Source organism: Pontibacter indicus, from assembly GCF_900156345.1.
Taxonomy (GTDB): domain Bacteria; phylum Bacteroidota; class Bacteroidia; order Cytophagales; family Hymenobacteraceae; genus Pontibacter; species Pontibacter indicus.
Window position 1 is genome coordinate 570,956 of record NZ_FTPP01000002.1, and the last position, 24,454, is coordinate 595,409.

The following is a 24,454-nucleotide window of genomic DNA, read 5'->3' on the forward strand; positions in this document are numbered from 1 at the left end:
GAATAGTGTTTTTGCTTTTCAGAGTCAGAATATCAGCGTCTGAATCAGCTTTTGCCCTGTTCGTCTAAATAATTTTTTCCCTCCCCGAAAACCTGACAAATTTGTCTCGCCTTGGGTGGCACCTAACTTACACTGTCATGCAAAACATTGGCGGAATAATTCTGTTATTCCTTTGCGGAAACTTTGGTGATCTAAAACGTTTCCGTAGTTTTGCCGCGGAATTATAAAAATGGAAACATCCATACAGCCATCGGTAAAAGATAAGATCGCAGCAGAGGCATTCAGGCTTTTCTGTCGGCGAGGCATTAAAGGCACCTCGGTTGACGATCTTGCCCAGCACCTCTCCATGTCGAAAAAGACCATTTACAAATGGTTTAGCAACAAAGATGAGATCGTGCTTTGGGCCATCAACTCATACCTGACCTCGGTGGACACAGATTGCGAGCAATGCAGGCATAAGGCGCCCAATGCCATCGAAGAGCTTTTCGCAGTCATGAAAACCACCCGGGAGGTCTTTGCCAGCATTCACCCGGGCATCTTTTACGATCTGCAGAAATACCACGGCGATGCCTGGAACAAGTGGCAGGAGTACAAGAACCATCACTTTCTGAACCGCATCAAGGACAACCTGGAGCGGGGTATGGCGGAGGGTTTGTTCCGCAAAGACCTGGATGTGGAGGTGATCGCCCGCCTGCGTCTGGCCCAGATCGAAGTGCCCTTCGACGAAACGATCTTCCCACGCTTCAAATTTGAGCTGCTGCACGTGCAAACGGCCAGTCTGGAGCACTTTATGCTCGGCATCGCCACGCTCAAAGGACATAAGATGATCAACGACTACAAGCAAATCACTGAAGAAGAATAACCGAATAGCCCCTCCCACTATGAAAAAACACAGTAGTCTGTTATTGGCATTGTTCGTCTTGCTCAGCCCGTTTGGTGTGCTGGCGCAAGACTCGCCGCGGACCTTTAGTTTGCAGCAGAGCATCGACTACGCGCTGCAGAACCGCGTCAACCTGAAGGTAAACCGCAACGAAGAAGAGATCGGCAAGGCAAAGGTAGGCGAGATCCGGGCCATGGGTTTGCCGCAGATCAACGCCAACGCGGAGGTAGGTAATAACTTCATCCAGCAGAAAACACTGTTTGACCCAAGCAGTTTCGGCACCGCCTCCCAACTGGATCCTTTTGTGATCACGCCGGAGCAACTCGCCTCCGGGCAACCCATTGTGCTCAGCCCCACCTATTCCCAGCCGGAACCGCAGCCGTCGGGCGGGCTGCAGGCCATTTCTTTTGTGCAGCCCTATAACGGCGGGCTCACCATCACGGGCAGTCAGCTCCTGTTCGACGGCTCATACCTGATCGGGCTCAAAGCGGCCAAAACCTACACCGAGCTCTCCCGCAAAACGACGGCGCAAAGCGAGATAGAGGTGGCCGAGCAGGTTTCCAAGGCCTACTACAGCGTGCTGGTGAACCGGGAGCGCATGGAGCTCCTGCTGCAGAACATGGTGCGCCTGGACACGCTGCTGAAGCAGACACAGGTGATGTTCGACAATGGGGTGGCCGAAAAGCTGGACGTTGACCGCCTGCGCGTGTCGTTCAACAACCTCAATGTGGAGAAGCAGAAGACCGAGCGTTTGCTCATGCTGAGCGAGCACCTGCTCAAGTTCCAGATGGGAATGAACCAGAACGAACAGCTGGTGCTGACCGACAAGCTGAGTGAGGTGGAAGTGGATGTGGAGAAAGGCAACCGAAACAACTTCAACTACAGCAACCGCATCGAGTATTCCCTGCTCGAAACACAGCGCGACCTGGCCCTGCTGGACCTGCGCAACAAACGCTCCGGCTACCTGCCCAAGCTCTACCTGAACGGGCGCTATGGCTACATTGGAGTGGGAAGAACCTTCTCCGACATCATGCACATCCGGGCCGGGCGGGACAACACGACCGACCGGAATTACTTTGACTTCGGGTATGTCGGGGTGCAGCTGCAGGTGCCGATTTTTGACGGCCTGCTCAAGCACTACCAGATACAGCAGTCCAAGCTGACGCTCGAAAACACCAAGATCGGGTTCGAAGGCCTGAAGCAGAGCATCGACCTGCAGTTGGAGCAATCCTCGACTGACCTGACCAACTCACTGGATGTGCTGACGTCACAGCGCGAGAACCTGGAGCTGGCCGAGGAGATCGCCCGCGTGGCCAAGATCAAGTTTCAGGAGGGCGTGGGCTCCAACCTGGAGGTGGTGACGGCCGAAACCGACCTGCGCCAGGCCCAGACCAACTACTACGCCGCCATGTATGACGCCCTGATCGCGAAAGTGAACCTCGACAAAGCCACTGGCACCCTACTCACAAAATAAAACACCCCAAGAAAGATTTACACAAGACTCACTATGAAAAAGATATTTGGAGTTTCATCGCTTGCGCTGTTCCTAAGCTTGGCTGCCTGCAACCAGGGCAACGACAAAGAGGCGCAGCTGGCCGAACTGAAACAGCAGCAGACCGAACTGCAGGAGCAGATCGCTAAACTGGAGGCAGAGCTGAAGGAAGAAGGCAAGGGCGGCCCGGTTGAAAAGAAAACGGTGCCGGTAACCGTGGCGCAGGTGCAGCAGAATACTTTCCGCCACTATGTGGAGGTACAGGGCCGGGTGGACTTTGACCAGAACGTACTGGTGAGTGCCAAGGTGCCGGGCGTGCTGACAGGCGTGCGGGTGAAGCGCGGCGACAAAGTGACCAAAGGCCAGACCATGGCCACCATCGATGCACAGGTGCTGGAGCAAAACATCGCCGAGGTACGCACCCGCCTGGAACTGGCCAATGTCGCCTACGAGCGCCAGAAAAACCTTTGGGACCAGAAGATCGGCACTGAGATGCAGTTCCTGACGGCCAAGAACAACAAAGAGGCGCTGGAGCGTAACCTGGCCGCCCTGCAGCAGCAGCGTGACCAATTCAATATCAAAGCACCTGTGAGTGGCGTGGTGGACGATGTGATTCCGAACGCCGGGGAGGCCGTGGCGCCCGGCGTGGGCATCATCCGGGTGGTGAATACCAATGGCGGCAAGATCGTGGCGGAGGTGTCGGAAGCCTACCTGACCAAGGTGAGCAAAGGCGACGAGGCGCTGGTGCGCTTCCCGGACCTGAACCAGGAAATAACCGCCACTGTGGACGTGGTGAGCAGCTTCATCAACCCGAGCAGCCGCACCTTTACCATCGAGCTGCGGCCTAAGAATGTGGAGGTGGCGCTACGCCCGAACCTGGTGGCCGTGGTGCGCATTCAGGACTACCGCAAGGAAGACGCCATTATTATACCTGTCAACCTGGTGCAGCGCGACGAGAAAGCGCAGTATGTGTACGTGGCCCAGAAACAGGGTGAGCGCTACGTGGCCACCCGACGCGAAGTGGAAACAGGCGTGAACTACCAGGGGCAGGTAGAGGTGCTGAAAGGGCTGACAGCGCAGGACTACATCATTACAGCCGGCTACCAGAGTGTGAACGAGGGGCAGCCGGTTGTCTTCAACCAGGAGAGCATCGCGCAGCAGTAACCTTTTAAGCCGAAAACTATGAAATATTTCAAGCCGACCAATTGGGCCATTGATAATAGAACGAGTATCTACATCATCACCCTGATCATCGCGGTATGGGGTATATTCTCATACATCACGCTTCAGAAAGAGAACTTTCCCGACATCGTGATCCCGACGGTGTTTGTTGGCACGGTATACCCGGGCACCTCCCCGGCTGATATCGAAAACCTCGTAACACGGCCCATTGAAAAGCAGCTGAAGTCCATTTCAGGGGTGAAGAAGGTGAGCTCCAATTCCATTCAGGACTTCTCCATGATCACGGTGGAGTTCAACACCGATGTGGATGTGGTGGAGGCCAAGCAACTGGTAAAAGACGCTGTGGACAAGGCCCGCACCGACCTGCCGACCGACCTCGACCAGGACCCGGACGTGCAGGAGGTGAACTTCTCTGAATTCCCGATCATGTACATCAACGTGTCGGGCAACTACAGCCTCGACCGTCTGAAAAAGTACGCCGAGGACATCCAGGACCGCATTGAGGCGCAGCCCGAGATCACGCGCGTGGACATGGTGGGCGCGCTGGACCGGGAGGTGCAGGTGAACGTGGACCTCTACAAGATGCAGGTTGCGCAGATGACTTTTGCCGACATCAGCCGGGCCATCGCCTCTGAAAACGTGACGGTGTCGGGTGGCAACATTTCGGTGGGCGAGATGAAGCGCTCGGTGCGAGTGGTAGGCCAGTACACCGACCCGAACAAGATCGGCGACATCGTGGTGAAGTCGCTGTCGGGCGCTAACGTACAGCTCAAGGAGATTGCGGAGGTGAAAGAGGGTTTTGAGGAGCAGGAGAGCTTTGCCCGCCTGGACAACTCACCCGTTATCACGCTCAACATAATCAAGCGAAGCGGCGAGAACCTGATCGAGGCGTCCGACAACATTCATGCCTTGGTAGAAGAGATGCAGGCCAGCGTGCTGCCAGGCGACCTCAAGATCACCATCACCGGCGACCAGTCCACCATGACGCGCCATACCTTGAACGACCTGATCAACACAATCATCATCGGCTTCGTGCTGGTGACCCTGATCCTGATGTTCTTCATGGGTACCACCAACGCCATTTTTGTGGGCCTGTCGGTGCCGATCTCCATGTTCATTGCCTTCATGCTGATGCCGGTGCTGGGCTTCTCGCTCAACATGATCGTGTTGTTCTCCTTCCTGCTGGCGCTGGGCATTGTGGTGGACGATGCCATTGTGGTGATCGAGAACACGCACCGTATTCTGCACCAGTCCAATCTGGGTATAATCAAGTCGGCGAAGCTGGCTGCGGGCGAGGTGTTTATACCTGTGCTGGCCGGTACGCTCACTACCGTGGCGCCGTTCCTGCCGCTGGCCTTCTGGCCAGGTATAGTAGGGGAGTTCATGTTCTTCCTGCCCATTACACTCATTGTTACACTGATGGCCTCGCTGTTGGTGGCGTTCATCATGAACCCCGTGTTTGCCGTGTCTTTCATGAAGAGGGAGCACGAACAGGAAGCTGACGTGTCGCCGCGCGCCCGTCGTAACTTCTGGCTACTGATAGGGAGCGCCGCATTGGTGGCCATCGTGGGTTATCTGGCTGGCTGGTATGGTACGGCCAACCTGATCATGCTGGTTGTGGTGCTGGTGCTGCTCAACCGCTTTGTGTTCCGCCGCATGATCCACGGCTTCCAGAACACTACCTTGCCGCGCTTCATGCGGGGCTACGAGCGCCTTTTGCGCTGGATGCTGGTGGGCAGGCGCCCGGTCTGGATGTTTCTGAGCATGTTCGGGCTACTTATTTTCTCTATTTTCCTGACAGCGGTTCGGGCTCCCAAAGTTGTATTCTTTCCGGATTCTGATCCCAACTTCGTGTATACCTACATCAGCATGCCGGTGGGCACTGATCAGCTTGTGACTGACTCGGTTACAAAAGAAGTCGAGCGGCGCATCTACCGCGTGATCGGCGAGGGCAACACCGACGTGGAATCGGTTATTTCCAATGTGGCCATCGGCGCCGGCGACCAAAACGACCGCAGCGTGACTGCACAATCTCATTTAGGAAAGGTTACCGTAGCCTTTGTTGAGTATCAATACCGGACCGGCGAGCGCAGCACGCAGGATTACATGAACGAAATACGGGAGGCGGTGCGCGGTATACCGGGCACCAACATCACGGTGGACAAAGAGCAGAACGGTCCGCCGGTGGGCAAGCCGATCAGCGTCGAGATTGCCGGCGAGGACTTCGAGGGACTGGTGGCGCTGTCGAAGCAAGTGCAGACCTACATCGAGCAGCAGCAGATCGGAGGTATAGAGGAGCTTCGCAGCGACCTGGAGGACAGCAAGCCGGAGATCATCATCAACATCGACCGGGAGCGCGCCAACCGCGAAGGCATCAGCACCGGGCAGATCGGGATGGAGCTGCGAACGGCCATTTTCGGTGAGGAGGCCTCCAAGTTTAAGCTCGACGAAGAGGAGTACCCGATACAGGTGCGCTACGCTGAGCCATACCGCAAAAACATCGACGCCTTGCTGGGCATGCGCATCACGTACCGCGACATGAACAGCGGGCAGGTGCGCCAGATACCGCTCTCGTCGCTGGCAACAATAGAGTACGGTACCTCATACGGAGGTATCAAGCGCAAGGACCTGAAACGCGTGGTTACGCTGGAGTCGAACGTGCTGGACGGGTATAACGCCAATGAGGTGGTGCAGAACATCGGCAGTGCCCTGCAGAATTTCCAGACCCCTGAGGGCTATGAGATCAGCATGGGTGGGCAGCAGGAAGAGCAGCAGGAGTCAGCCAACTTCCTGATGATCGCTTTGCTGGCAGCGTTCCTGATCATCTTCCTGGTGCTGGTGACGCAGTTCAACTCCATCTCGAAGCCGTTCATCATTCTGTCCGAGGTGCTCTTCAGCATCATCGGTGTGCTGCTGGGCTTCTCCATTTTCGGCATGGATGTGTCGGTCGTAATGACAGGTGTGGGCATTGTGGCACTGGCAGGCATTGTGGTGAAAAACGGCATCCTGATTGTGGAATTTACGGACCTGCTGATAGAAGAGGGCCGCGACCTGAAAGAAGCGATTGTGGAAGCGGGCAAAACGCGCCTGAACCCCGTGCTGCTGACGGCGACGGCCACTATACTAGGCCTGATACCCTTGGCGTTAGGTATAAACCTGAACTTTTATACCCTGTTCACAGAGTTCAAGGCGAACTTCTTTATGGGAGGCGACAGTGCCGCTTTCTGGGGGCCGCTGGCCTGGACCATCATTTTTGGCCTGGGATTTGCGACCATCATCACGCTCCTGATTGTGCCGGTCATGTACCTGCTCAATGAGAAGCTAAGAGCTAAAGTAAAAGGAGAGAGAAAGCCCGCAGGCGGCGTAAAAATTATACCTCAGAATGAAACAGAGGTGCCTGTAAATGGAAAAGTAGTTAGAGAATACACCCAATAATATATGATTGCAACAACAGACAAGACTATTGAGCGTGAGGTAATCCGTATCATTAGCAAAACGAAGGAGATTAGACCTGCCCGTTTGCAGGCAAATGCCCGTCTGGAAAAGGATTTCGGCTTTGATGTGGTGGATGTAGTGGATATCATCCTGGAGCTGGAGAAGAATTTCCAGATCACTATTCCGGACGAAGTCCCGATTAACACAGTAGGCGACTTCGTGGACTTTGTGGCGTCGCACGCGATGCAGAAAGCCAGCTAATTAAAGGTATAACGTTATAAACAGAAGCGGCCGGGGTGCAAACCCCGGCCGCTTTTTATTTGGCCAGACAACAGCGCGAGAGGCAAGCTCCTGCGCAAGTGTTGTTTTGTGTATGTTTTCTAAAGCTTGAAGTAGTAAAGTAAGCGTTCTGTCAATAGGCTTCAGTTTAGTAAATGGAAATGCGGTAGGCTTTTAGTTTCTGGTCCAGTGCCTTGGAGTTCGGGCAAACCTTGTCGAGCAGGTTCCAGAAGCCCGGGCCGTGGTTCTTCTCAATGGTGTGCGCCAGCTCGTGCAGGATCACGTAATCGCAGAGTGAGTCGGGCAGGCGCATCAGGTGCAGGTTCAGGTTGATGTTGTTGGTGTGCGAGCAGCTCCCCCAGCGCGACTTGGCGTTTTTGATGAACACGTTCTGGTAGTCGAAGCCGAACTTGTCGGCAAAGAGCTTCACGCGCTCCGGCAGGTACGCCTTGGCCTCCTTGCGGTAGGCCTCCTCAATCGACTTGCGGATGAACTTCTGCACATCGTTGTCGCGCACGTCTTTATAGGCCGGGTAGAACACGTTGATGTAGCCGTTCTCGATCACACAGCGCATGGTATACTGGGCGTGCGTGAGCAGGCGCAGGGTATGGCTGCGGGTCCGGAAGTCGGTATTGCCATCGTACATGGTCACGCGCGCCTCCTGCTGCTTCATGCGGGCCTGGTGCTCCTTTATCCAATCGCTCTTGGTATAAATAAGCTGTTCGGCTTTCTCGAAGCTGATGTGAGGCGGCACTGCCACACGTATGCCTTTGATGGGGCGCACGCTAATGCTAAGGCGCTTGGCCTTGTCGCTTCGTTCGATCAGAACCTTCCCGATTCCGTCGATGTGAAGATTAACGGATGTTAGTCGTAGAAATGAAGAAGACACCTTGGCTAAAAGTTAAAAATACACAATCATCAGTCCAAATATAGAGAATAAATTCATTAAGAAACCAATAGCTGAGCGGCTTTTTTCTAAATTTTTTCAGATTTCAGTATTTGAATAGTACTATATTGTGCAGCTGTTATGTATTTTTTTAAGCTGTGTTATGGGCCTTTCTGATCGGTTTCGAAGCACTTATAGACCAGTGTAAAGGCCAAAAAAATAGCCGCCCTGCAAGTCGGCTATTTCTAATTTTTCTTTTGTAGAGCAGGCTTAGCGAATGTTGCCGCCGTCCGGAACATCGTCGTGCGGGTCTTTTGGAACACGGCTGCTGTCGGTGGTGGAGGCGCGCACGATGGGCTCGTGGTGACCTTTGTCTTCGGTGTCATGGCCCTGCGAAGCGTGTGCCGCGCTTTCGTGCTGCACTTCTGTGGTACCGGCAGGCTGATCGCTGTACTTGGGTGTGCCAAAAGAGCTGTCGGCGTGGTGCGGCTCCATGATGTGCACGGTCTGCTGACGCGCCTGGCGCTCGGCGTCCCACTCCTTAAAGCGGTCCAGCTCGGCCTTGATGCTGGCCATAAACCAGGCTAGCAGGGCAGCGTCGTCCAGCAGACCGACCACCGGTATAAAGTCCGGAATCAAATCAAGCGGCATCAGGAAGTACAGGATAACGGCCACGCCGCCTACCAGGGTGGTGTTCGGTATACCTTTGTACTCTCCGTTCACCGCAGCCCTGATCATCTGCGACAGCACCTGGAAACTTTCCCACACTTCGGAGGCGATGGTGCCGAGGCTTTTCTTGGCAGTGGCTTTCTTAAAGGCATCATTCAGAAGCTTGATCACCTGCGAAGGGTGCTCCAGGTATTTCTCAGCCTTTTTGAGGATGTTCTTGAAGAGCGGGCTTTGGGAGATGTTTTTTCCGTCCGGGCGCTCTTGTTGGTTTTGCGTATGCTGATCTGTCATAAAATGTCTGTGATTTTGTAAGGCCCCTTGTACAGGGGGTGTGCGAATCGGGCGCAAGTTGCTCAACTCCCGACAAGCTTCCTATACCTTGCTGCAAGTAATTTTGTTCTACCCTATAAACGAAAAACGGGCGCCTTATGCTGCAGCCCGTTTTTAAAATCTGTCACGAAGGTATGGGGTTAGTCCACACGGCCCGCCGCGTAGTAATAGTTGCGGTAGTAGGGCTCCTTCAGGGAGCTTACCATCACGCCGCCACTGGTGGCAGAGTGCACGAACTTGTTGTCTTTGAGGTAGATGCCCACATGGAAGATCGGCTGTCTGGGGCCACGACGGAAGAATACCAGGTCGCCGGTGCGCACGCTGTCTTTACGGATGCGGGTCACGTCGTCGAACATGGAGCGGGAGCTGCGGCTCAGGTCGATGCCATACACGTCGCTGTAAATGCGGGTCACGAAGCCGGAGCAGTCGGTCCCTCTTTTGGAGCTGCTGCCGTAGCTGTAGGGCGTGCCCAGCCACTTGGTAACGGTTTCGAGCAAGGTCTTGTCTTCGTTATAGTCGAGCTGGAGGCCAAGCTTGCGGGAATAGCGCTTGTAGAAGGCCGAGTCTACCGGTTCGCTCAGGTCCAGCGGCACTGTGAGGGCCAAGGCCCGGGCAATGTCCTCGCCGGTTTGCACCGGGTATAGCGTCAGGTTGGCGGCTTCTGTTTCGGCTGGCGTCGCCTCCGGCTTTTTTACATCGTAGAAGAAGGAAAGAGCGATGGAGATGAGTGCCAGTACGCTCAGTATGATTGTTTTTGTCATAGGGTTTAGCATGTTTAACACTGCCGGAGCAGCAAACTTTGTCACCTTATGGTTGCAGCGCGGTATAGGTTTTAAATTGCATTTTATACCTTACAACCTGCCCGATAGCTAAAATAACTTCCGAACGAAGTGACAAAAATAACTACAATTTTCTAAACTGACAATATAGCAATTGGCTGATGCTCACGGGGAACAGGTATAGGATTTACCCTTTAAAACGGAGCTTTCACCCGGCAGGGCGCTTTGAGGCGCCATTCTGGAAGCACAGCCTATAGGTATAACATGACGAAAATGAAGTACAAAATTGTTGAAAACTCGCCCTTCGCACGCATCGCCCGCCTGGTGCTCAAGAGCAGTAATGTGGCCATGGTATTGGGCAAAACGATACACCTGAGCGGTGTGAGGCGGGAGTCTTTTCTTAAAGACAGTGCCTGGGTAGCGCACGAGCTTTGCCACATCCGACAGTTTCAGGAGCACGGCTACCTGCGCTTTCTGTGGTTATACCTGCGCGAGTCGATGCGGGTGGGTTACTGGAACAACAAATACGAAGTGGAGGCCCGCTTAGCAGGTACAAAAGGGCGGCAGGAGTTTCTGGCAGAACTCAGGAAAGAAACGGATGCGCAGCTACCTGCCCAACCACACAGCAACATCCATCCAACAGGCTTGCCTATACCTGTTGATGTAAAGAAAAAGACTATCTGATTTTTAGCGCAGTACGTGCCTGCCAGCAAGGAAGGCCTCTGCAAAGCGGATTGCAAATCCGCGATTACTGTGCTTTCGGATTGCAAATCCGAAAGAGCATCAGCGACTGTTTGACAAAGGACTACATGACAAAAGACAAAGGACAAAAAACACGCGGGTCTTTTGTCCTTTGTCATATTATCCTTTGTCGAGTACTCCCTGAAGGAGTCGTGCTACTTGATACGTGTGTCGTGATACGCAGAATAAACTACGCTTCCCGCCACTTAATGGTGCAGCCGATTGCTTTGGTGTTTGGCTGGCTCACAGCTTTGCCGGCTACCAGTTCGTCGAGGGCGGCCTCGGCATATTTTTTCTGCACTTTCTCCGGCTCGCGCGAGTTGTCGTCGATCGTGCCGATGTAGGCTACTTTGAACTTGCCGTCTTTTTGCTTCTGCACCACATACAAGTGCGGCGTGCGGGTAGCTCCGTAGGCTTTGGTGATTTCCTGCGTTTCGTCATACACGTACGGGAACGGGAAGTTCTTTTCTTTGGCGCGCACCTGCATGTGCTTGTAAGAGTCCTTCGGCGATACTTTCACGTCGTTCGGATTGATGGCGATGATGGGGTAACCCTTCGGCGCATACTTGTTGTGCAGCTCGATCAGGCGGTCTTCATAGGCCACCGAATAGGGGCAGGTGTTGCAGGTGAAGGTCACGATAAAGCCCTTGGCATCTTTGTAATCAGCCATCGACACCATTTTGCCGTCCACGTTTTTGAGCTTAAAGTCGCGGGCCGTGTCGCCCACCTGGTAGCCTGAGTTTTCGGTGGCAGGTATAGCGGCCATCAGTACGCCCACCAATAGCAGGCAGGCCATGTACAAAAAGGGTATGCGGTTATTCTTCATAGTAGTTCGTTATGGTTTATACTTGGTGATCAGTTCCTCTAATTCCTGTTGCGAAATCTCGCGCTCGATAAACTCGTATTGCCCGCGCTTGTTGTTGAAAAACATGGTGGCAGGTATAGCGCCCGACCACTTCGGCTCGATGCGGTCGATCCAGGTGTTGCCATCGGGCTCGTCGAGCAGGTATAGCCGCGACTGCAGGTTGCGCTTCTGCACAAAAGGCAACACACGTTTCTCCTTGTCCTGCACGGCATCCATGCTTACCAGAATCACGCGCACCGGCTGGTCTTTGTATTTCGCATGGGCGGCTTCAAAATAAGGCATCTCCTTGATACAGGGCTTGCACCAGGTGGCCCAGAAATTCACCACATACAGCGTGTCGTGCGGCGCCTGGCGCAGCTCCTGCAACTGGTCGAACTTGATGGTGGTAACGGTCTGGGCCTGCGTTGCCATGCTGGTGACAAAGGCCAGTGTAATAAGCAGGAAAAACTGTTTCAGGTATACGGTCATAGTAGAATAACGAAGAAGCAAACTGCCCTATTGCGGTTGTTGCTTTCTAACAATTTGCCCTCTAAATCGTTTTGAATAAACTATACGCATGTTAAACTAAAAAAACGAATTTAGAATGGCTAATAATCTGGAAGGAAAAAAGATAGCAATTGTAGTAACCGATGGATTTGAACAGGTAGAGCTCACCGAGCCTAAGAAAGCGCTGGAGCAGGCTGGCGCCGAAACCCACCTCATTGCCCTGAAAGACGGCGAAGTGAAAGGCTGGAACCACACAGACTGGGGCGATAAGTTTAAGGTGGACAAGACGATCGACAGCGTGAACGCCGACGATTACAATGGCCTGCTGCTGCCCGGCGGCGTGATGAGCCCCGACAAGCTGCGCGCCAACGAAAAGGTGGTAAACTTTGTGAGCCAGTTTATGGAAAGCGGCAAGCCCGTAGCCGCCATCTGCCACGGCCCCTGGACGCTGATCGAAACCGGCAAGCTGCAGGGCAAGAAAATGACCAGCTACCACACCTTGAAAACCGACCTCAAAAATGCCGGCGCCGAGTGGGTGGACCAGGAAGTGGTGGTAGACAATGGCCTGATTACGAGCCGCAAGCCAGACGATATACCTGCTTTCAACAAAAAGATAGTAGAGGAATTTGCCGAGGGCCGTCACGAGCCACGCTAGTCAGGCATCCGGTCATAACAGAAACCGCCGCGCCGTACCGACAACAGGTATAGCGCGGCGGTTTTTTGTGTCTGTGCTTAACCTTGGATCAGGGGCAGCAACTGTTCGGCATGGCCCTCGAGCAACACCACCAGCGTAACATCCAGCGCCAACAGGAAAAGCGCCTGCAGCGTGATGGATTGCCCGTAGCCCAGGTACTGCTCTGCCCGGGGCGACGTCAGCGACCGCTCTTTCAGGTAGGCGGCCAGCATCAGAAAGGCCAGGTCCAGGCCAATGCTCAGGTATAGCAGCTTCAGATTCCAGGAATGGAACGCCACCGTCTCGGGCAGCGTACGTGCGGCGGCATCCACCGACAGGATATAGTAAAGCGCGCCGCCTGCTATGATCATGTTGACGATGTTCCAGTAGATGTTCATCTGGAAAAAGTAACGCTTGTTGCGCGATGACTTTGTAAGCTTAATGCTGCTGACCAGAATGTTGATCAGCGCCCAGACACCCAATGCCAGCATCCCAAACTTCAGCGTCTCTGCCTGTTTTAAGTTAATTGCCGCTGCGGCATTGCCCTGGGCGTTGGCCGTGAGGCAGAGTAGCAAAAGCGGCAACAGGCAAAGGAATTTTCTCTTCATATGCTCTCAAATGGTTTGACTAGGAACGAATCGAGGCTGGGTTTAGCGTGGGCGGGCCGGAATAAATACAGGAACAGTACAATTGCTGTAACGCAACTATGCCTGTAAGTGTTTGCTGGTTAGCTTATTGGCGATACGCTACTATGTCCAATCCAATATTGACGGCGGGGTAGATCGTCCTGTTGCCAAGAGAGTTGTCGGCCCCGTAGTTGAGCTTCCAGTGGGTGCGGTCGATGTTGAAGTTGGCTTTGGCGCGCAGCACCGAGTCTTGCAGCTCAATGCGGGCCGGAAAGCTGATGCTCCGGGTAATGCCCTTGATGGTGAGGTTGCCGGTCACTTTGTGGTTCGCGTCCTGGATGCGCATGCGTCTGGCATTGCCTTCGGGGCCAGGTGTCTGCTGGCGCTGGGTGCTGTCGAGCGGGGTGATGGTGGTGATGACAAAAGAGGCGACAGGATGCTGCTCCGCGTCAAAAAACTCGGGAGAGCGCAGGTGTTTTGTCAGCTTGGTGTTTCCTGCCTCGTCAATCGACTTGTCCTCCGAGCGCACACGCGCCATGTCGAAGATGGCCTTCCCACCACGCGGCCCTCCGTTGTGCAGCGTGACTGTGCCTTCCCGGACAGGTATAAAACCATTGTGCCGGCCTGTCACTTTAGCGCCTATCCACGTCACGGTGCTTTGGGAAGTATCGATCTGAAAGACCTGATCGGGGTTGGCCGGTGCCAGAAAACCCACGGCGGCACCAATTTCGGCTTCGTCCGTCTCCACGGTGGTGTCGCAGGACGTGCCGGCAATTGCCAGCAGGGCCCAGAGCAGGGTGCGGAACGGTCGTAGTCTGTACGGGTTCATAGGTATAGGCGCTGTGCCCGACGACACAGGGGGTGGTTTTCAGCTTTGTCTTATCAGTATAAAATACGGCATGCAGGGGCAAATGGCTGAAAAAGGGCAGGCTATACCTATGCTTTCGATAAAACAGGAATTTGCTGTAAGCCCCTGCCTCCGAAGGGAAGCGCCTTAAAATCCAAGGCCCAGGTATACCTGGAATACCCCGTGCTTTAAGTCCTGGTTAATTTTCTGGCCCTGATTATTCTCCTTGCGCAGATCCTCCAGTCCCAGGTTATACCGGGCGCCCAGCCTGAAGATGCTCAGACGCGCCTCGGCGCCGGCTGCCACCCCGTAGGCAAAAGTGTTGAGCGGCTCAATGTTCACCTCGGTGTCCTCTTCCTTGGCCGACATCAGGATGCCCACCTGCGGACCCAGGTGGATGCTAATGGTCTCTGTGACGTTGAACACGGCCAGGATGGGCACCTCCAGGTAGTCGAAGCGGAAGGTGGAGTCGTTGCGCTCGATGCCTTTGCGGGAGTAGATCGCCTCGGGCTGTATGGAAAAGGTGTTGCCGAGTGAGAACTGGGTATAGACCCCCGCATGAAAAGTAGTGAGGCCTTTGAAATTGCCCAGCACGTCTTTGTCGCTGCCGCGCAATGTGGCGAAGTTCACCCCGCCTTTTATGCCGAAGCCAGCGTTAGGGCCGGTGCCGCTAAACAGGTTGTGGTTCTGCTGCCCCGCTGAGGGGCCGTACTCAGACTGGGCAATGGCGCTAGCCGAGATCAGGAGTGCAATCAGGAAGAGGAAGGGTTTTTTCATGTTGTTGGCTGGTTGGTCTAGAGATCGATGAGGTGCGGTTGGGTGCCTTCTTTTATGTGTAGAACTCTATATACCGTTTTCTAAATAATAAAGGTTGCATCCGGCCAGATTCCAGGTGGTAGGTATAGCTTTTGGTCCGAAAAGGCTCTAAGCGTGTAGTGCTTTTATTGGACAACTCCAGGTATAGCCGCCTCTGTACAGGGCCCTCACCCGATGACAGTGAGGTAAAAATTTACCTGAAATTAACATGGAGTTAACACGGAATGGTGGATAATTCACGCTAATCAACATAGTTATCCACATTTTTCCACATGCTGAAGGCGCATTTGTGGGCAATTATATAGGGTTTCAAGAATTTATACACCTATGTGCACAGTGTGCTTTACATAATGTGTATTGCCTGTAATTGCACTGAAAACCAGGTAGAAGTGAGCTTGTGATAGAATAGAAAAGAGGCCGGTTTCCGGCTTTGAAGGAGAGGTATAGGAGCTTGGCCAGGATTAAAATGCGGCCGTGGATAAACCAGAGGACAGGTATAAATGTTAATTTTACGCTATGCTTAAAATTGCCTGGTCCGAGATATTCGCCCATTCCCTGCCCGAAGGTCACCGCTTCCCGATGGCCAAATATGACTTGCTGCCCGAGCAGCTGCTTTACGAAGGCACCATCACCCAGGACAACCTCTTTGCCCCCGAGCCGCTCGAAGAGCAGTACATCCTCGACACCCACGACGCCACCTACTGGCAACGCCTCCGCGACTTGCAGCTGAGCCCCTCAGAGATCCGCAAAACAGGCTTTCCGCTTTCTGAGCAACTGGTACAGCGCGAGGTCGTGATCATGAACGGTACGTTACAGGCATCCTTGTTCGCGCTGGAGTTCGGCATCGGGATGAACATTGCCGGCGGTACACATCATGCCTTTACCGACCGGGGAGAGGGCTTCTGTCTGCTCAACGACATCGCCATCGCCGCCAATCACCTCATCAAGTATAAAGGCATCAAAAAAGTGCTGGTGGTTGATCTGGATGTGCACCAGGGCAACGGCACGGCGCAGATTTTCCGGAACGAGCCACGGGTGTTTACTTTCAGCATGCACGGCGGGCATAACTACCCCTTCCACAAGGAACAGTCGGACCTGGACGTGCCGCTGGCGGAGGGCACGGATGACAAAACGTATCTAAAGCTGTTGGGAGAGCTCCTGCCGCGGCTGTTGGATGAGCAGGAACCGGATTTCGTGTTTTTTCAGTCGGGGGTGGATGTGCTGGCTACCGACAAGCTTGGGAAGCTGGGCATGAGCATAGCCGGCTGCAAACAGCGCGACCGCATGGTGCTGGAGGCCTGCGCACGCCACCGTATACCTGTCACGGTGAGCATGGGCGGGGGCTACTCCAAACAGATCGCGCACATTGTGGACGCGCACGCCAACACCTTCCGGCTGGCGCAGCAGCTCTTTTTCTAAGCCTAGGGCCTGGACTTCAGTTTATCGTCTTCGCTCTTGCCCCTTGCGCCCGGCAAGAGTAGCTTGAGCACGATGTAGATGATGGGCGCCAGTACCAGCACCAGGATAATAAACAACACCGCCTTGAGCACTTTCACGAAGATGGAGATAATCAGGGCGGACAGTATGATGGACACTATAAACAGGATCCAGAAGTTAAGCGTGCTTTTGTTCATGTCAGAAGGGTTAAATGAGCGATTCAGCTATACCTATTGCGTGCGTGGCGCAGCACTAGGTATACAGCCGGTTGCAGGGTGACCACCAGGGCCAGTGCCAGCCATACGTTTGTCACAAACTCACGGGACCAGGCGAAATAAAACGCCGTGGCAACCAGCAGGACCGAGAGCAGGTAAGGCACATTGATCCGTCGCATCATAATCGGGTAAGTTGGTATACCCAGTTAAGGTACTAATTGTTAGGCTTTTTTCAAAAGCAACTGCCACCGAAATGCCCACATCCAGCGCAGGCTATACTGGTCTATACCTGCCGCCTGCACCAGCCGGCCCAGTTCCTCCCGCCGGAAGGCCCGCCACACCGAGAGCGGCGCATCGTGCCGGACCAGGTGCGAGTCAGAGAAGAATTTTGTGAGCCACTTGATGGAGTGGTAAGCTAGCCAGTGCCGGTGCAGGTCGTTGACGATGACGGCTATACCTGCCTGCCGGTGCAGCTGCCGGAACATGTGCACGAGTTGCTCGTCGGTGAAGTGGTGGCAAAAGAGGCTGCACACGATGATGTCATATTGCTGGCGCTCGAACTCCTCTGAAAAGACATTATGCTGCTCCAGCTCTATTTCGGGGAATCCGCCGCAGCGCTGCCGGGCGTAGCGCACCATGTACTCGTTGGCGTCTATACCTGTGAGTTGCAGTTTTATGTTCTTGCGTCGGGCCCACTTGGCAATGTGGCGCAGCGTGTCACCGCCGCCGCAGCCAATGTCGGCCAGGCGTAGCGGCGGACCTGTATATCCGGCCAGCAGCCGCTCCAGCGCATCCGTCACCACTTTATACCCGCCCAGCCAGGTGTTGATCACTTCCAGCTCTTCGAGGTTGCGCCGCAGCTCGTCACCCGACAGACTGAGGTCGTCCATCAGCTCTGCTTGGTTAGACCTTTGCTTCAGCATAGTGCACCTTCAGTAACATCGATTCCAGAGTAAGGCCGGGGCCAAAGGCAAAGCTCAGCACCGGCTCGTCTTTTTCCTGTGTGGTCAGGCTGGCCATCAGCTCCTTCAGCACAAAGAGCACCGTGGCCGACGACATGTTGCCGAACTCGTGCAGCACCCGGTAGGCAAAGCGGTTGTCGTCGCGCGTCAAGCCCAGCTCTTGTTCGATCACCTCCAGGATGCGGCGCCCGCCGGGGTGTATGGCAAACAGTTTGATCTCTGAAACAGTCGTGCGCAGGCCTTGTAACAGGCGCTCGGTGAGTTGCTTGATGCCGTTTTTGATCAGGTCGGGCACGTAGGAGGTGAGTGTCATCTCGAAGCCCGTATCGCCAATATGCCAGGCCATTTCGCGCTTTCCGGCCGGGGCCAGGTCACAGTGAAAAGATTGCAGCTCGAGGCTCACTTCCTGGCAGGGTTGCCCTTGCATGAGCACTGCCGCCGAGCCGTCGCCAAACAACGCATTCGACACCAAATGATCCTCCTCCGGGTTCTTCTGAAAGTGGATGGTGCAGATCTCGGTGCACACCAGCATCACGCGTGCGCTAGGGTCGGCTTTGCAGATGGCGTCGGCCAGTTTGATGGCGTTAAAAGCCGCATAGCAGCCCATGAAATTAACGGCCGTGCGCCGCACGCAGGGGTTCAGTTCGAGCCGTTCCACGAGCTCAATGTCGAGGCCGGGTGCGTACATGCCGGTGCAGCTGACGGTGATCAGATGCGTCAGGCTCTGCAGCGGGGTGGCGCTGACCTGGTCCAGGCAGTTGCGCACGGCCTGCTCCGACAGGTCGAGGGCGTGTTTGCGGTATACCTCCATGCGCTGCTGCACTGTCGGGAAGGGCTCCAGGTCGTGGGTGTTGGGAAAGAAGGTATAGTCGCCGTTCTGGCGGGTAAAGTCTTCGAGCACACTGTAGCGCTGCCCTATACCTGACACCCGGTAAAGTGCTTTGAGCTTGCGACTTCCCTGTTCATCAAGCTGGTGGGCTGCTGCCATAAAGTCGGCCACCTGCATCTGCGGGACTTTGTTGGGGGGATTAGCTGTGCCGATTCCGCAGATATAGCTTTTCATAAGCTGGTGTCCGTTCTAAGATTTTGTTTCTGAGCAATAGAGTTGCTATACCTGTGTCCGGCTCGTCGGTTGCAGGTCTAAACAGCAACAGCCAGGCGATCACTATGTTTGGGCTTTCCCCCTGAAAGGATGCAGCCACAGGTTTGGATAAGTACGAAAGCGGCCGTTTTAAGATGTATGCGATTAGAAGGGTTGCCCGTGGGTCTGGCGCATGATGAGGCGCACCGCTGCCGGCAGGTGACGCAGCGTGCCCACCGCCGCCTCCGAAAGCAGGGGGTGGCCAAAGAGCCGCTGCACGGCGCGGCCTACCCGCAGGCGCTGCTCAAACTGTTTTTTCCAGGCCAAGGTATAGCCAGCCTCTAGGGCTTGCCGGTTGCGACCGCTCTGGAAGTAATGTACCACCTGCTCTGCTGCCAGTTTGCCTGCGTGAATGGCCATGGCCATGCCGTTGCCGCAAAGTGGTGTGATCATGCCGGCCGCATCGCCGCATAGCAGTAGGTGGTTCTCTACACAAGTTTTGGTGGCAAAGGAAATCTCGTTGATGACTTCGGGCTGCTCGTACAGGAACTCGGCCTCTGAGAAAATGCGGCGCAGGTGTGGGTTCTGCTGCAGGATGGCCCGCTCCATGGCAGGTATGGCCCCATGCCGGCGCAGGTTCTCACGGGTGGTCAGGTAGCAGAAACAGTAGCGTCCGTCTTCAATGGCCGAAATGCCGGCATAGCCATCCTGAAAATTATGCAGTGCGATCAGGTCTGTGGGCATGTCGAGCCGCAGGTGGTATTTGACGCCAAGGTATGGGGATCGCTTTGAAAAGAAGGAGCGGTTGAGCTGCCGGTCAAGGGTACTCCGCTTGCCAAAGGCGCCCAGCGCCACCTCAGCGGTAAGCGTATCGCCATCTGATAATTTGAGTAGAAACTGATTGCCTGCAAACTGCACGTCCTGCACCGCCGTCTGCAGCCGCACCTGCACGCCTTTTGACAAAGCCACCTGGTACAGAAATTGGTCGAAGGTATAGCGGCTCACACCGAAACCACCCAAGTCGAGTGGTGACTCCAGCACAACGCCTTTAGGGGAAGTGAGCCTGAAGCGGGAGATCGAAGCGGGTTGAAGTAGCGCCGGGTCGGCTCCGATGCTTCGCAGGTATGGCAGCACTTCATTCGAAACATATTCGCCACATACCTTATGCAGTGGGTAGGACTTTTTTTCGATCAGCGTTACCGAAAGTCCCTGATTGGCCATGGCAATAGCACTGGTCAGTCCAGCAAGGCCCCCTCCGATAACGGCTATCTGCATAATTGACAGACTTTATGTTTATAGTACAAAAAAACTTTCTTTTATTTGGTGAAAGCATCCGATTCTGTGCGTAAAATGCAAGAACAAATTATTGCTCAGAACGTTAACAATATGGAACAACTTTTGTATATACTCAGAAGGACTAGACTTTAATTCTCAATATGAAGCAAATTATACTTACTTTCTTTTTCTGTATGGCAGTTTTACTGTCACATGCTCAGGTACGCGAGCCGGCGCCCGGACAAGGCGACACTAAGAAGAGCCTGGAGCAGCAGGAAAAAGAAGTTGCTATTTATCCTAACCCCAACAACGGGGTTTTTACGATTTCGTTTGCCCAGCTTAACGCCCATCAGGTAGAACTGCGCATTTTGAATGTGATCGGGAACGAGGTGTATCAGGAAGTGATCAGCCGCCCCGACATCCAGAGTACCAAAACCGTAGACCTGACCCGGCTCGCTAAAGGGCTGTACTATGTGAAGATTGAAGCCGACGGCTACAGTTCCGTTCGTCGGGTTGTCGTTAAATAAGGAAAGAATTATAAAACAGAAAGGCCGCTCTGTTGCAAGAGCGGCCTTTCTGTTTTATGGCTTACCGGGTTTATTCGGGCAGGATAGCCTTGGATACAAAGCCAGTGTAAGCGGTGGTGTCAAGGTGCACGCGGGCTTTTACAAACATCACGTCAGTCGTGTCGAGCACCTGGATAAGTTGCGTGGTGTCGAAGTGAACCAGGCTGCCCCCTTGAAAGTTAGCCGTTTTGTACACTTCCCCGCCCATCAGGGGACGGGTTGCATACAGCACATCGGCAGGGAGTTCCCCGGTTTCGCTGGCTACAGTAGCTTCAGAACCATCCACTTCCGTGCTCCTCTGTTCGCTATTGCAGGCGGCAAGGCTGGCAAAGATGGCCAGCATGCATACTGTTAAGGTTGTTTTCATGGTGTAAGAGAGTGGCTTCTGCCCGAATATAGCGAATAAAATATGAAATCGAAAATATAGTGCTTTCGCGAAGTATTTCAGGCACTTACTATTAAAGCGTACCGGAGTGATTTAGTTCCCGGATCTTACAGAATAACAACTCTTGAAATGGTGGCCCTGAGCAGAATCGAACTGCTATCTAAAGTTTAGGAAACTCCTATTCTATCCATTGAACTACAGGGCCCTGGCAGTCATAAGGTTATATAGGCAATTTCAGGACCTGCCTATACCTTTCCCACAAGCATGTTTTATACTTTGGGTTACGCGCCTTTACGGATGAAAGCTTCGTATTGCAAAGTTTAACTTCTGTTGGCGCAAAGATAACTCTTATGGTTACATCATAAAAGACGTATTACGTTTAAAGTATGATTTACGCAGGTAAGAAATGGCTCCTGCCATCAACAGTATTTTTCTATAAGTAGATTTAGCTAAATTAGAGGCATTCTTTATACTCCTTTCATCGCAGAAGGTATAAAGGCAGACAAACTATCTTTTTAAACACCCGACGACACCTCAATGGAAATTGTCATTTTAATACTCCTGACCCTTCTTAATGGCTTCTTTGCCTTGTCGGAGCTGTCCATTATCTCCGTCAATAAGAACAGGATTGCAAATAAAGCGAAACAGGGAAGCAAGAACGCCGCCACGGTGCTGGAACTGATCGAATCCCCGGAAAACTTCCTCTCGGCCATACAGGTTGGCATTACGCTGATCGGGATTGTGTCGGGTGCTTACGGCGGGGCCGCCCTGTCCGACGACATGGAGCAGTGGCTGTCAGGTATCAGCTTTCTGGCGCCCTATGCCAGCACGCTCTCCATCGTTCTGGTAATCGGCCTTATAACCTATTTCACGATCGTAGTTGGCGAGCTTATACCTAAAACCGTTGCGCTCGGCAACGCCGACAACATCGCCCTTTTCGTGGCGCCCATCATCAAAGTGTTCACCTTCATCACCCTGCCGCTGGTGAAATTGCTCTCAGGCTCTACGAATCTGGTCATCAAGGTGCTCGGCATCAAGGAGCCGTCCGAGGAGAAGATGTCGGAAGAAGAACTCCGGCAGATCATCAAGACCGCAGGCAAGCAGGGCATTCTGGCAAAAGAGGAAATTCAGCTGCACCAGAATATCTTCACTTACTCAGAGCAGCGCGCCAAAAACCTGCGCACGCACCGCATGGACGTAGAGTACATCGACATCAACCAGCCTTTCGAAGCCATCAAGGAATTGATCCAGAGCAGCGCGCACTCCAAGTTCCCGGTGGCCGATGGCAACTTCGATAAAATACTGGGCATACTGACTGCCAAACGCTTCTACGAGTACCTGGCCGAAGATAGCGGGGCGCCGCTGGAGAGCATCCTGCAGCAGCCCATTTACATTCCCGAAACGATGATGGTGAGCGCAGTGCTGAACATATTTAAAAACCAAAAGCAGTACCTGGGCATTGTGGTGGATGAATACGGTTCAAGTGAGGGCATCATCACCCTGCACGACATTCTGGAGGCCATCGTAGGGGACCTGCCGGACGTAGACGAGCTGGATGAGCCGGATATTGTTAAGCGAAGCGACGGGTCACTTCTGGTGAACGGCTCGATGGAGGTATACGACCTCAACCGGCAACTGAAGCAGGAGGTTATACCCAAGGATGCCGACAATTACGTTACGCTCGCTGGCTTCATTTCCTACATGCTGGACAAACTTCCGGTAGCCGGCGACAAGTTTGAGGTGAGCGGCTATGAAATTGAGATCGTGGATATGGACGGGTTCAGGGTCGACAAGGTGATCTTGAAGCCCATCGAGAGCGAAGAGGCATCTTTGCATCCTTCAGACCGATAACTCATTATTAGGCTTCCTTCCCTTGAAAAAGAGCGCCCGGCATCAGTTGCCGGGCGCTCTTTCTGATTTATATCCAATACGGATTGTAAATACTGAGTTAGCAGCAATTAAGTGCCTTGGCATAAGGCTTATCTGCTGTTTTGCTCCTGTGGCGCGGGCTCCTGCGTGGTCTGCTCCTGTTGGGTAGGGTCAAGCACCGGTTCGTCGTAAAACGCGATCGAGATGCCGAAGGCGATCACCGTCAGTATGAGGCCCACCATGAAAATAGAGTAAGAAATGTGCAAAATCCTGTACTTACGGCGCAACACTTCACCTAGGTAATAGATGTCGGTGATCATGTTAGTGTACAGCGACTGCTTGTCGCGCATGATCTCGTGCATGCCGTTCTGGAAATCCTCCAGGGGAATGTTGGTGAAGTTGCCGAAGAAGAGCAGGTTCACTTTTCGGCTGTTTATCTTTTTCTTGTTAAAGTTGAAGCTGGTCACCTCTGGCTGGGCCGAAATGATGGCAAAGATCACAGAGCCGAGCGTGGTAAGCAGCAGCAGGCCCACCGGTACAAGCAACGAACGGTGCTGGGCAAACTCAGCCCCGGTAATGGAGGTCTTGGTGCTCAGGTAAGTGATGATCACGGACATAATGATGGCGTTGAGGCTGATCATCATGTTGGCCTTGTTGTCGGCGATGGCGCTCAGGTTGAGGTGCGTGCGATAGGTGTTGCGGAACATGGTTTCGATGCCGCGCTTGGGCTGGGCCAGCGTCTCGCGCTGTTCCTTCTCTTCCTGTTTCAGCTTCTTCGACTCTTTCTGCAACTGGTTGCGCTGCTCCTGAATGTTGAGGCCGAGCTGTCCGGCATACTTTTGCTGGGCTCTGGCCGTGTGGAAGGAGGTAGAAAGCAGGAAATCCATCTGAAACTGGGCCCACTCCTGGTCCGTGAAAAACTGCTCTTTAAAGATCTCCCACTCCACGCGCAGCAGCTCGGCTGTGGCAAAAAAGGTTTCCTTTCCAATGTTGGCCATGTCCGCATCCACGATTATTTCATGCAGCAGGGTCTCCGGCTTGAGGCCGTGTCGGGTGGCTTTGATGCAGTCCGTCACGCGGGCAATGCGCTCGGCCGGGTAATTCCTTTCCCCCAGCCAGGAGGTGGCGTAGTGCACGCTTTCTTCTTCGTGTCCGTCGTAGGTCTTCACATAGCCGGTGTCATGAAACCAGGCGGCAAGCTCCAGATCCTGCAGCTCCTCAGGGCTCAGGCCATACAGTTCGCCCAGTTGCCGGGCCTCGTTGGCCGTCTCGAAGGTATGTTTGTAATTGTGGTAGACAAGCTTTTTGGACAGTTGCTCCTTAAAAAGCCTGAAGACGTATTCACTGGCTTGCTTGACGATATCTTGTTCTTCCATAATGGTGTCTGCCGCCCTTGTCAGGTAGCTCTGCAGGTGATGCACAGTTATGGACGGCGGTTGTAGGTGGTGCTTGTATTCTTTTGCCGTTACGGTGAATAGCGCTTTTTGTTGAAAGGGCCGGCTGCAACGCGCACGCTGCCTATATAGTGAGACAAAAACTTAATGCAGGTGCCCTACGTTATTTATCTCAGCCCTGCCGCAACCCCGACGCTATATGCAGGCGCTGATACCAACCATGCTCTACCAAACCCAACCCTTGCTTTTAGTCCTTTCCGGCCGGCGGCAATCTTCCTCTGCGT

25 protein-coding genes and 1 tRNA gene are annotated in these 24,454 nt (G+C 53.8%); 10 read left to right on the plus strand and 16 right to left on the minus strand.

Features of this window, described 5'->3' with window-relative positions; translation table 11 throughout:
- The first annotated feature begins 229 nt into the window (after nucleotides 1-229).
- From B0B12_RS11185 to B0B12_RS11205, 5 genes are read left to right on the plus strand one after another with little or no spacing between them, the layout of a single operon-like run.
- Nucleotides 230-862: a TetR/AcrR family transcriptional regulator gene (locus B0B12_RS11185; protein WP_076668903.1), complete on the plus strand. Its 633-nt coding sequence runs from the start codon at nucleotides 230-232 to the stop codon at nucleotides 860-862.
- 19 nt (nucleotides 863-881) lie between these two features.
- Nucleotides 882-2,354, plus strand: coding sequence for a TolC family protein (locus tag B0B12_RS11190; RefSeq protein WP_083704192.1), 1,473 nt, complete (start codon nucleotides 882-884; stop codon nucleotides 2,352-2,354).
- A 33-nt stretch (nucleotides 2,355-2,387) separates the two neighbouring features.
- Nucleotides 2,388-3,536 carry an efflux RND transporter periplasmic adaptor subunit gene (locus B0B12_RS11195; RefSeq protein WP_076668907.1) on the plus strand — a complete coding sequence of 383 codons (1,149 nt, stop codon included), beginning with the start codon at nucleotides 2,388-2,390 and terminating at the stop codon, nucleotides 3,534-3,536.
- 18 nt (nucleotides 3,537-3,554) lie between these two features.
- The gene (locus tag B0B12_RS11200; RefSeq protein WP_076668909.1) at nucleotides 3,555-6,989 is read left to right on the plus strand and encodes an efflux RND transporter permease subunit; all 3,435 of its coding nucleotides are present in this window, start codon (nucleotides 3,555-3,557) and stop codon (nucleotides 6,987-6,989) included.
- 3 nt (nucleotides 6,990-6,992) lie between these two features.
- Complete coding sequence (locus B0B12_RS11205; protein WP_076668911.1) at nucleotides 6,993-7,250, plus strand: acyl carrier protein; 258 nt, start codon at nucleotides 6,993-6,995, stop codon at nucleotides 7,248-7,250.
- Nucleotides 7,251-7,416: 166 nt separating this feature from the next.
- On the opposite strand, the gene B0B12_RS11210 is transcribed toward B0B12_RS11205, so the two are convergent.
- The 3 genes from B0B12_RS11210 to B0B12_RS11220 all read right to left on the minus strand — a co-directional run bounded on the left by B0B12_RS11210 (nucleotide 7,417) and on the right by B0B12_RS11220 (nucleotide 9,914).
- Entirely contained in the window at nucleotides 7,417-8,157 is a 741-nt protein-coding gene (locus tag B0B12_RS11210; RefSeq protein WP_076668913.1) for a M48 family metallopeptidase, read from the minus strand.
- 267 nt (nucleotides 8,158-8,424) lie between these two features.
- Complete coding sequence (locus B0B12_RS11215) at nucleotides 8,425-9,114, minus strand: DUF1232 domain-containing protein (protein ID WP_076668915.1); 690 nt, start codon at nucleotides 9,112-9,114, stop codon at nucleotides 8,425-8,427.
- 179 nt (nucleotides 9,115-9,293) lie between these two features.
- Nucleotides 9,294-9,914 (minus strand): C40 family peptidase, encoded by a 621-nt coding sequence (locus B0B12_RS11220; protein ID WP_170871851.1) that lies wholly within the window; start codon nucleotides 9,912-9,914, stop codon nucleotides 9,294-9,296.
- Nucleotides 9,915-10,205: 291 nt separating this feature from the next.
- On the opposite strand from B0B12_RS11220, the gene B0B12_RS11225 reads away from it, so the two are divergent.
- Complete coding sequence (locus tag B0B12_RS11225) at nucleotides 10,206-10,616, plus strand: hypothetical protein (RefSeq protein WP_076670275.1); 411 nt, start codon at nucleotides 10,206-10,208, stop codon at nucleotides 10,614-10,616.
- A 247-nt stretch (nucleotides 10,617-10,863) separates the two neighbouring features.
- Here the strand turns inward: B0B12_RS11225 and B0B12_RS11230 are convergent, their stop codons facing one another.
- Nucleotides 10,864-11,499 (minus strand): thioredoxin family protein, encoded by a 636-nt coding sequence (locus tag B0B12_RS11230; protein ID WP_076668917.1) that lies wholly within the window; start codon nucleotides 11,497-11,499, stop codon nucleotides 10,864-10,866.
- Nucleotides 11,500-11,508: 9 nt separating this feature from the next.
- Nucleotides 11,509-12,006, minus strand: coding sequence for a TlpA family protein disulfide reductase (locus B0B12_RS11235; RefSeq protein WP_244554686.1), 498 nt, complete (start codon nucleotides 12,004-12,006; stop codon nucleotides 11,509-11,511).
- 115 nt (nucleotides 12,007-12,121) lie between these two features.
- On the opposite strand from B0B12_RS11235, the gene B0B12_RS11240 reads away from it, so the two are divergent.
- Complete coding sequence (locus B0B12_RS11240) at nucleotides 12,122-12,679, plus strand: type 1 glutamine amidotransferase domain-containing protein (protein ID WP_076668919.1); 558 nt, start codon at nucleotides 12,122-12,124, stop codon at nucleotides 12,677-12,679.
- Between the two features lie 77 nt (nucleotides 12,680-12,756).
- On the opposite strand, the gene B0B12_RS11245 is transcribed toward B0B12_RS11240, so the two are convergent.
- The 3 genes from B0B12_RS11245 to B0B12_RS11255 all read right to left on the minus strand — a co-directional run bounded on the left by B0B12_RS11245 (nucleotide 12,757) and on the right by B0B12_RS11255 (nucleotide 14,947).
- Nucleotides 12,757-13,305: a DUF6992 family protein gene (locus tag B0B12_RS11245; protein ID WP_244554687.1), complete on the minus strand. Its 549-nt coding sequence runs from the start codon at nucleotides 13,303-13,305 to the stop codon at nucleotides 12,757-12,759.
- A 124-nt stretch (nucleotides 13,306-13,429) separates the two neighbouring features.
- Nucleotides 13,430-14,152, minus strand: coding sequence for a YceI family protein (locus tag B0B12_RS11250; RefSeq protein ID WP_076668921.1), 723 nt, complete (start codon nucleotides 14,150-14,152; stop codon nucleotides 13,430-13,432).
- Nucleotides 14,153-14,317: 165 nt separating this feature from the next.
- Nucleotides 14,318-14,947, minus strand: coding sequence for a porin family protein (locus tag B0B12_RS11255; RefSeq protein ID WP_076668923.1), 630 nt, complete (start codon nucleotides 14,945-14,947; stop codon nucleotides 14,318-14,320).
- Nucleotides 14,948-15,502: 555 nt separating this feature from the next.
- Here B0B12_RS11255 and B0B12_RS11260 point away from each other — a divergent pair.
- Nucleotides 15,503-16,405, plus strand: a complete 903-nt coding sequence (locus B0B12_RS11260; protein WP_076668925.1) for a histone deacetylase family protein — start codon at nucleotides 15,503-15,505, stop codon at nucleotides 16,403-16,405.
- A 2-nt stretch (nucleotides 16,406-16,407) separates the two neighbouring features.
- On the opposite strand, the gene B0B12_RS11265 is transcribed toward B0B12_RS11260, so the two are convergent.
- The 5 genes from B0B12_RS11265 to B0B12_RS11280 form a co-directional block, all read right to left on the minus strand.
- Nucleotides 16,408-16,620, minus strand: a complete 213-nt coding sequence (locus B0B12_RS11265) for a hypothetical protein (protein WP_076668927.1) — start codon at nucleotides 16,618-16,620, stop codon at nucleotides 16,408-16,410.
- Between the two features lie 23 nt (nucleotides 16,621-16,643).
- Nucleotides 16,644-16,820: a hypothetical protein gene (locus B0B12_RS20330; RefSeq protein ID WP_170871852.1), complete on the minus strand. Its 177-nt coding sequence runs from the start codon at nucleotides 16,818-16,820 to the stop codon at nucleotides 16,644-16,646.
- 39 nt (nucleotides 16,821-16,859) lie between these two features.
- Nucleotides 16,860-17,561, minus strand: coding sequence for a methyltransferase domain-containing protein (locus B0B12_RS11270; RefSeq protein WP_076668929.1), 702 nt, complete (start codon nucleotides 17,559-17,561; stop codon nucleotides 16,860-16,862).
- Nucleotides 17,542-18,663: a type III polyketide synthase gene (locus B0B12_RS11275; protein ID WP_076668931.1), complete on the minus strand. Its 1,122-nt coding sequence runs from the start codon at nucleotides 18,661-18,663 to the stop codon at nucleotides 17,542-17,544. The genes B0B12_RS11270 and B0B12_RS11275 overlap by 20 nt, the downstream gene beginning before the upstream one ends.
- A 183-nt stretch (nucleotides 18,664-18,846) precedes the next feature.
- Nucleotides 18,847-19,956: an NAD(P)/FAD-dependent oxidoreductase gene (locus B0B12_RS11280; protein WP_076668933.1), complete on the minus strand. Its 1,110-nt coding sequence runs from the start codon at nucleotides 19,954-19,956 to the stop codon at nucleotides 18,847-18,849.
- 194 nt (nucleotides 19,957-20,150) lie between these two features.
- Here B0B12_RS11280 and B0B12_RS11285 point away from each other — a divergent pair, with 194 nt between their 5' ends.
- Nucleotides 20,151-20,483 (plus strand): T9SS type A sorting domain-containing protein, encoded by a 333-nt coding sequence (locus B0B12_RS11285; RefSeq protein WP_076668935.1) that lies wholly within the window; start codon nucleotides 20,151-20,153, stop codon nucleotides 20,481-20,483.
- A 70-nt stretch (nucleotides 20,484-20,553) separates the two neighbouring features.
- On the opposite strand, the gene B0B12_RS11290 is transcribed toward B0B12_RS11285, so the two are convergent.
- A complete protein-coding gene (locus B0B12_RS11290; protein WP_076668936.1) occupies nucleotides 20,554-20,889 on the minus strand; it encodes a hypothetical protein in 336 nt (111 codons plus the stop codon).
- A gap of 148 nt (nucleotides 20,890-21,037) precedes the next feature.
- Nucleotides 21,038-21,112, minus strand: a tRNA-Arg gene (locus tag B0B12_RS11295).
- A gap of 332 nt (nucleotides 21,113-21,444) precedes the next feature.
- Between B0B12_RS11295 and B0B12_RS11300 the strand changes: the two genes are divergently transcribed.
- On the plus strand, nucleotides 21,445-22,758 hold the full coding sequence (locus tag B0B12_RS11300; protein WP_076668938.1) for a hemolysin family protein: 1,314 nt from the start codon (nucleotides 21,445-21,447) through the stop codon (nucleotides 22,756-22,758).
- A 128-nt stretch (nucleotides 22,759-22,886) separates the two neighbouring features.
- On the opposite strand, the gene B0B12_RS11305 is transcribed toward B0B12_RS11300, so the two are convergent.
- Entirely contained in the window at nucleotides 22,887-24,152 is a 1,266-nt protein-coding gene (locus tag B0B12_RS11305; RefSeq protein WP_076670284.1) for a Pycsar system effector family protein, read from the minus strand.
- Between the last annotated feature and the right edge of the window lie 302 nt (nucleotides 24,153-24,454).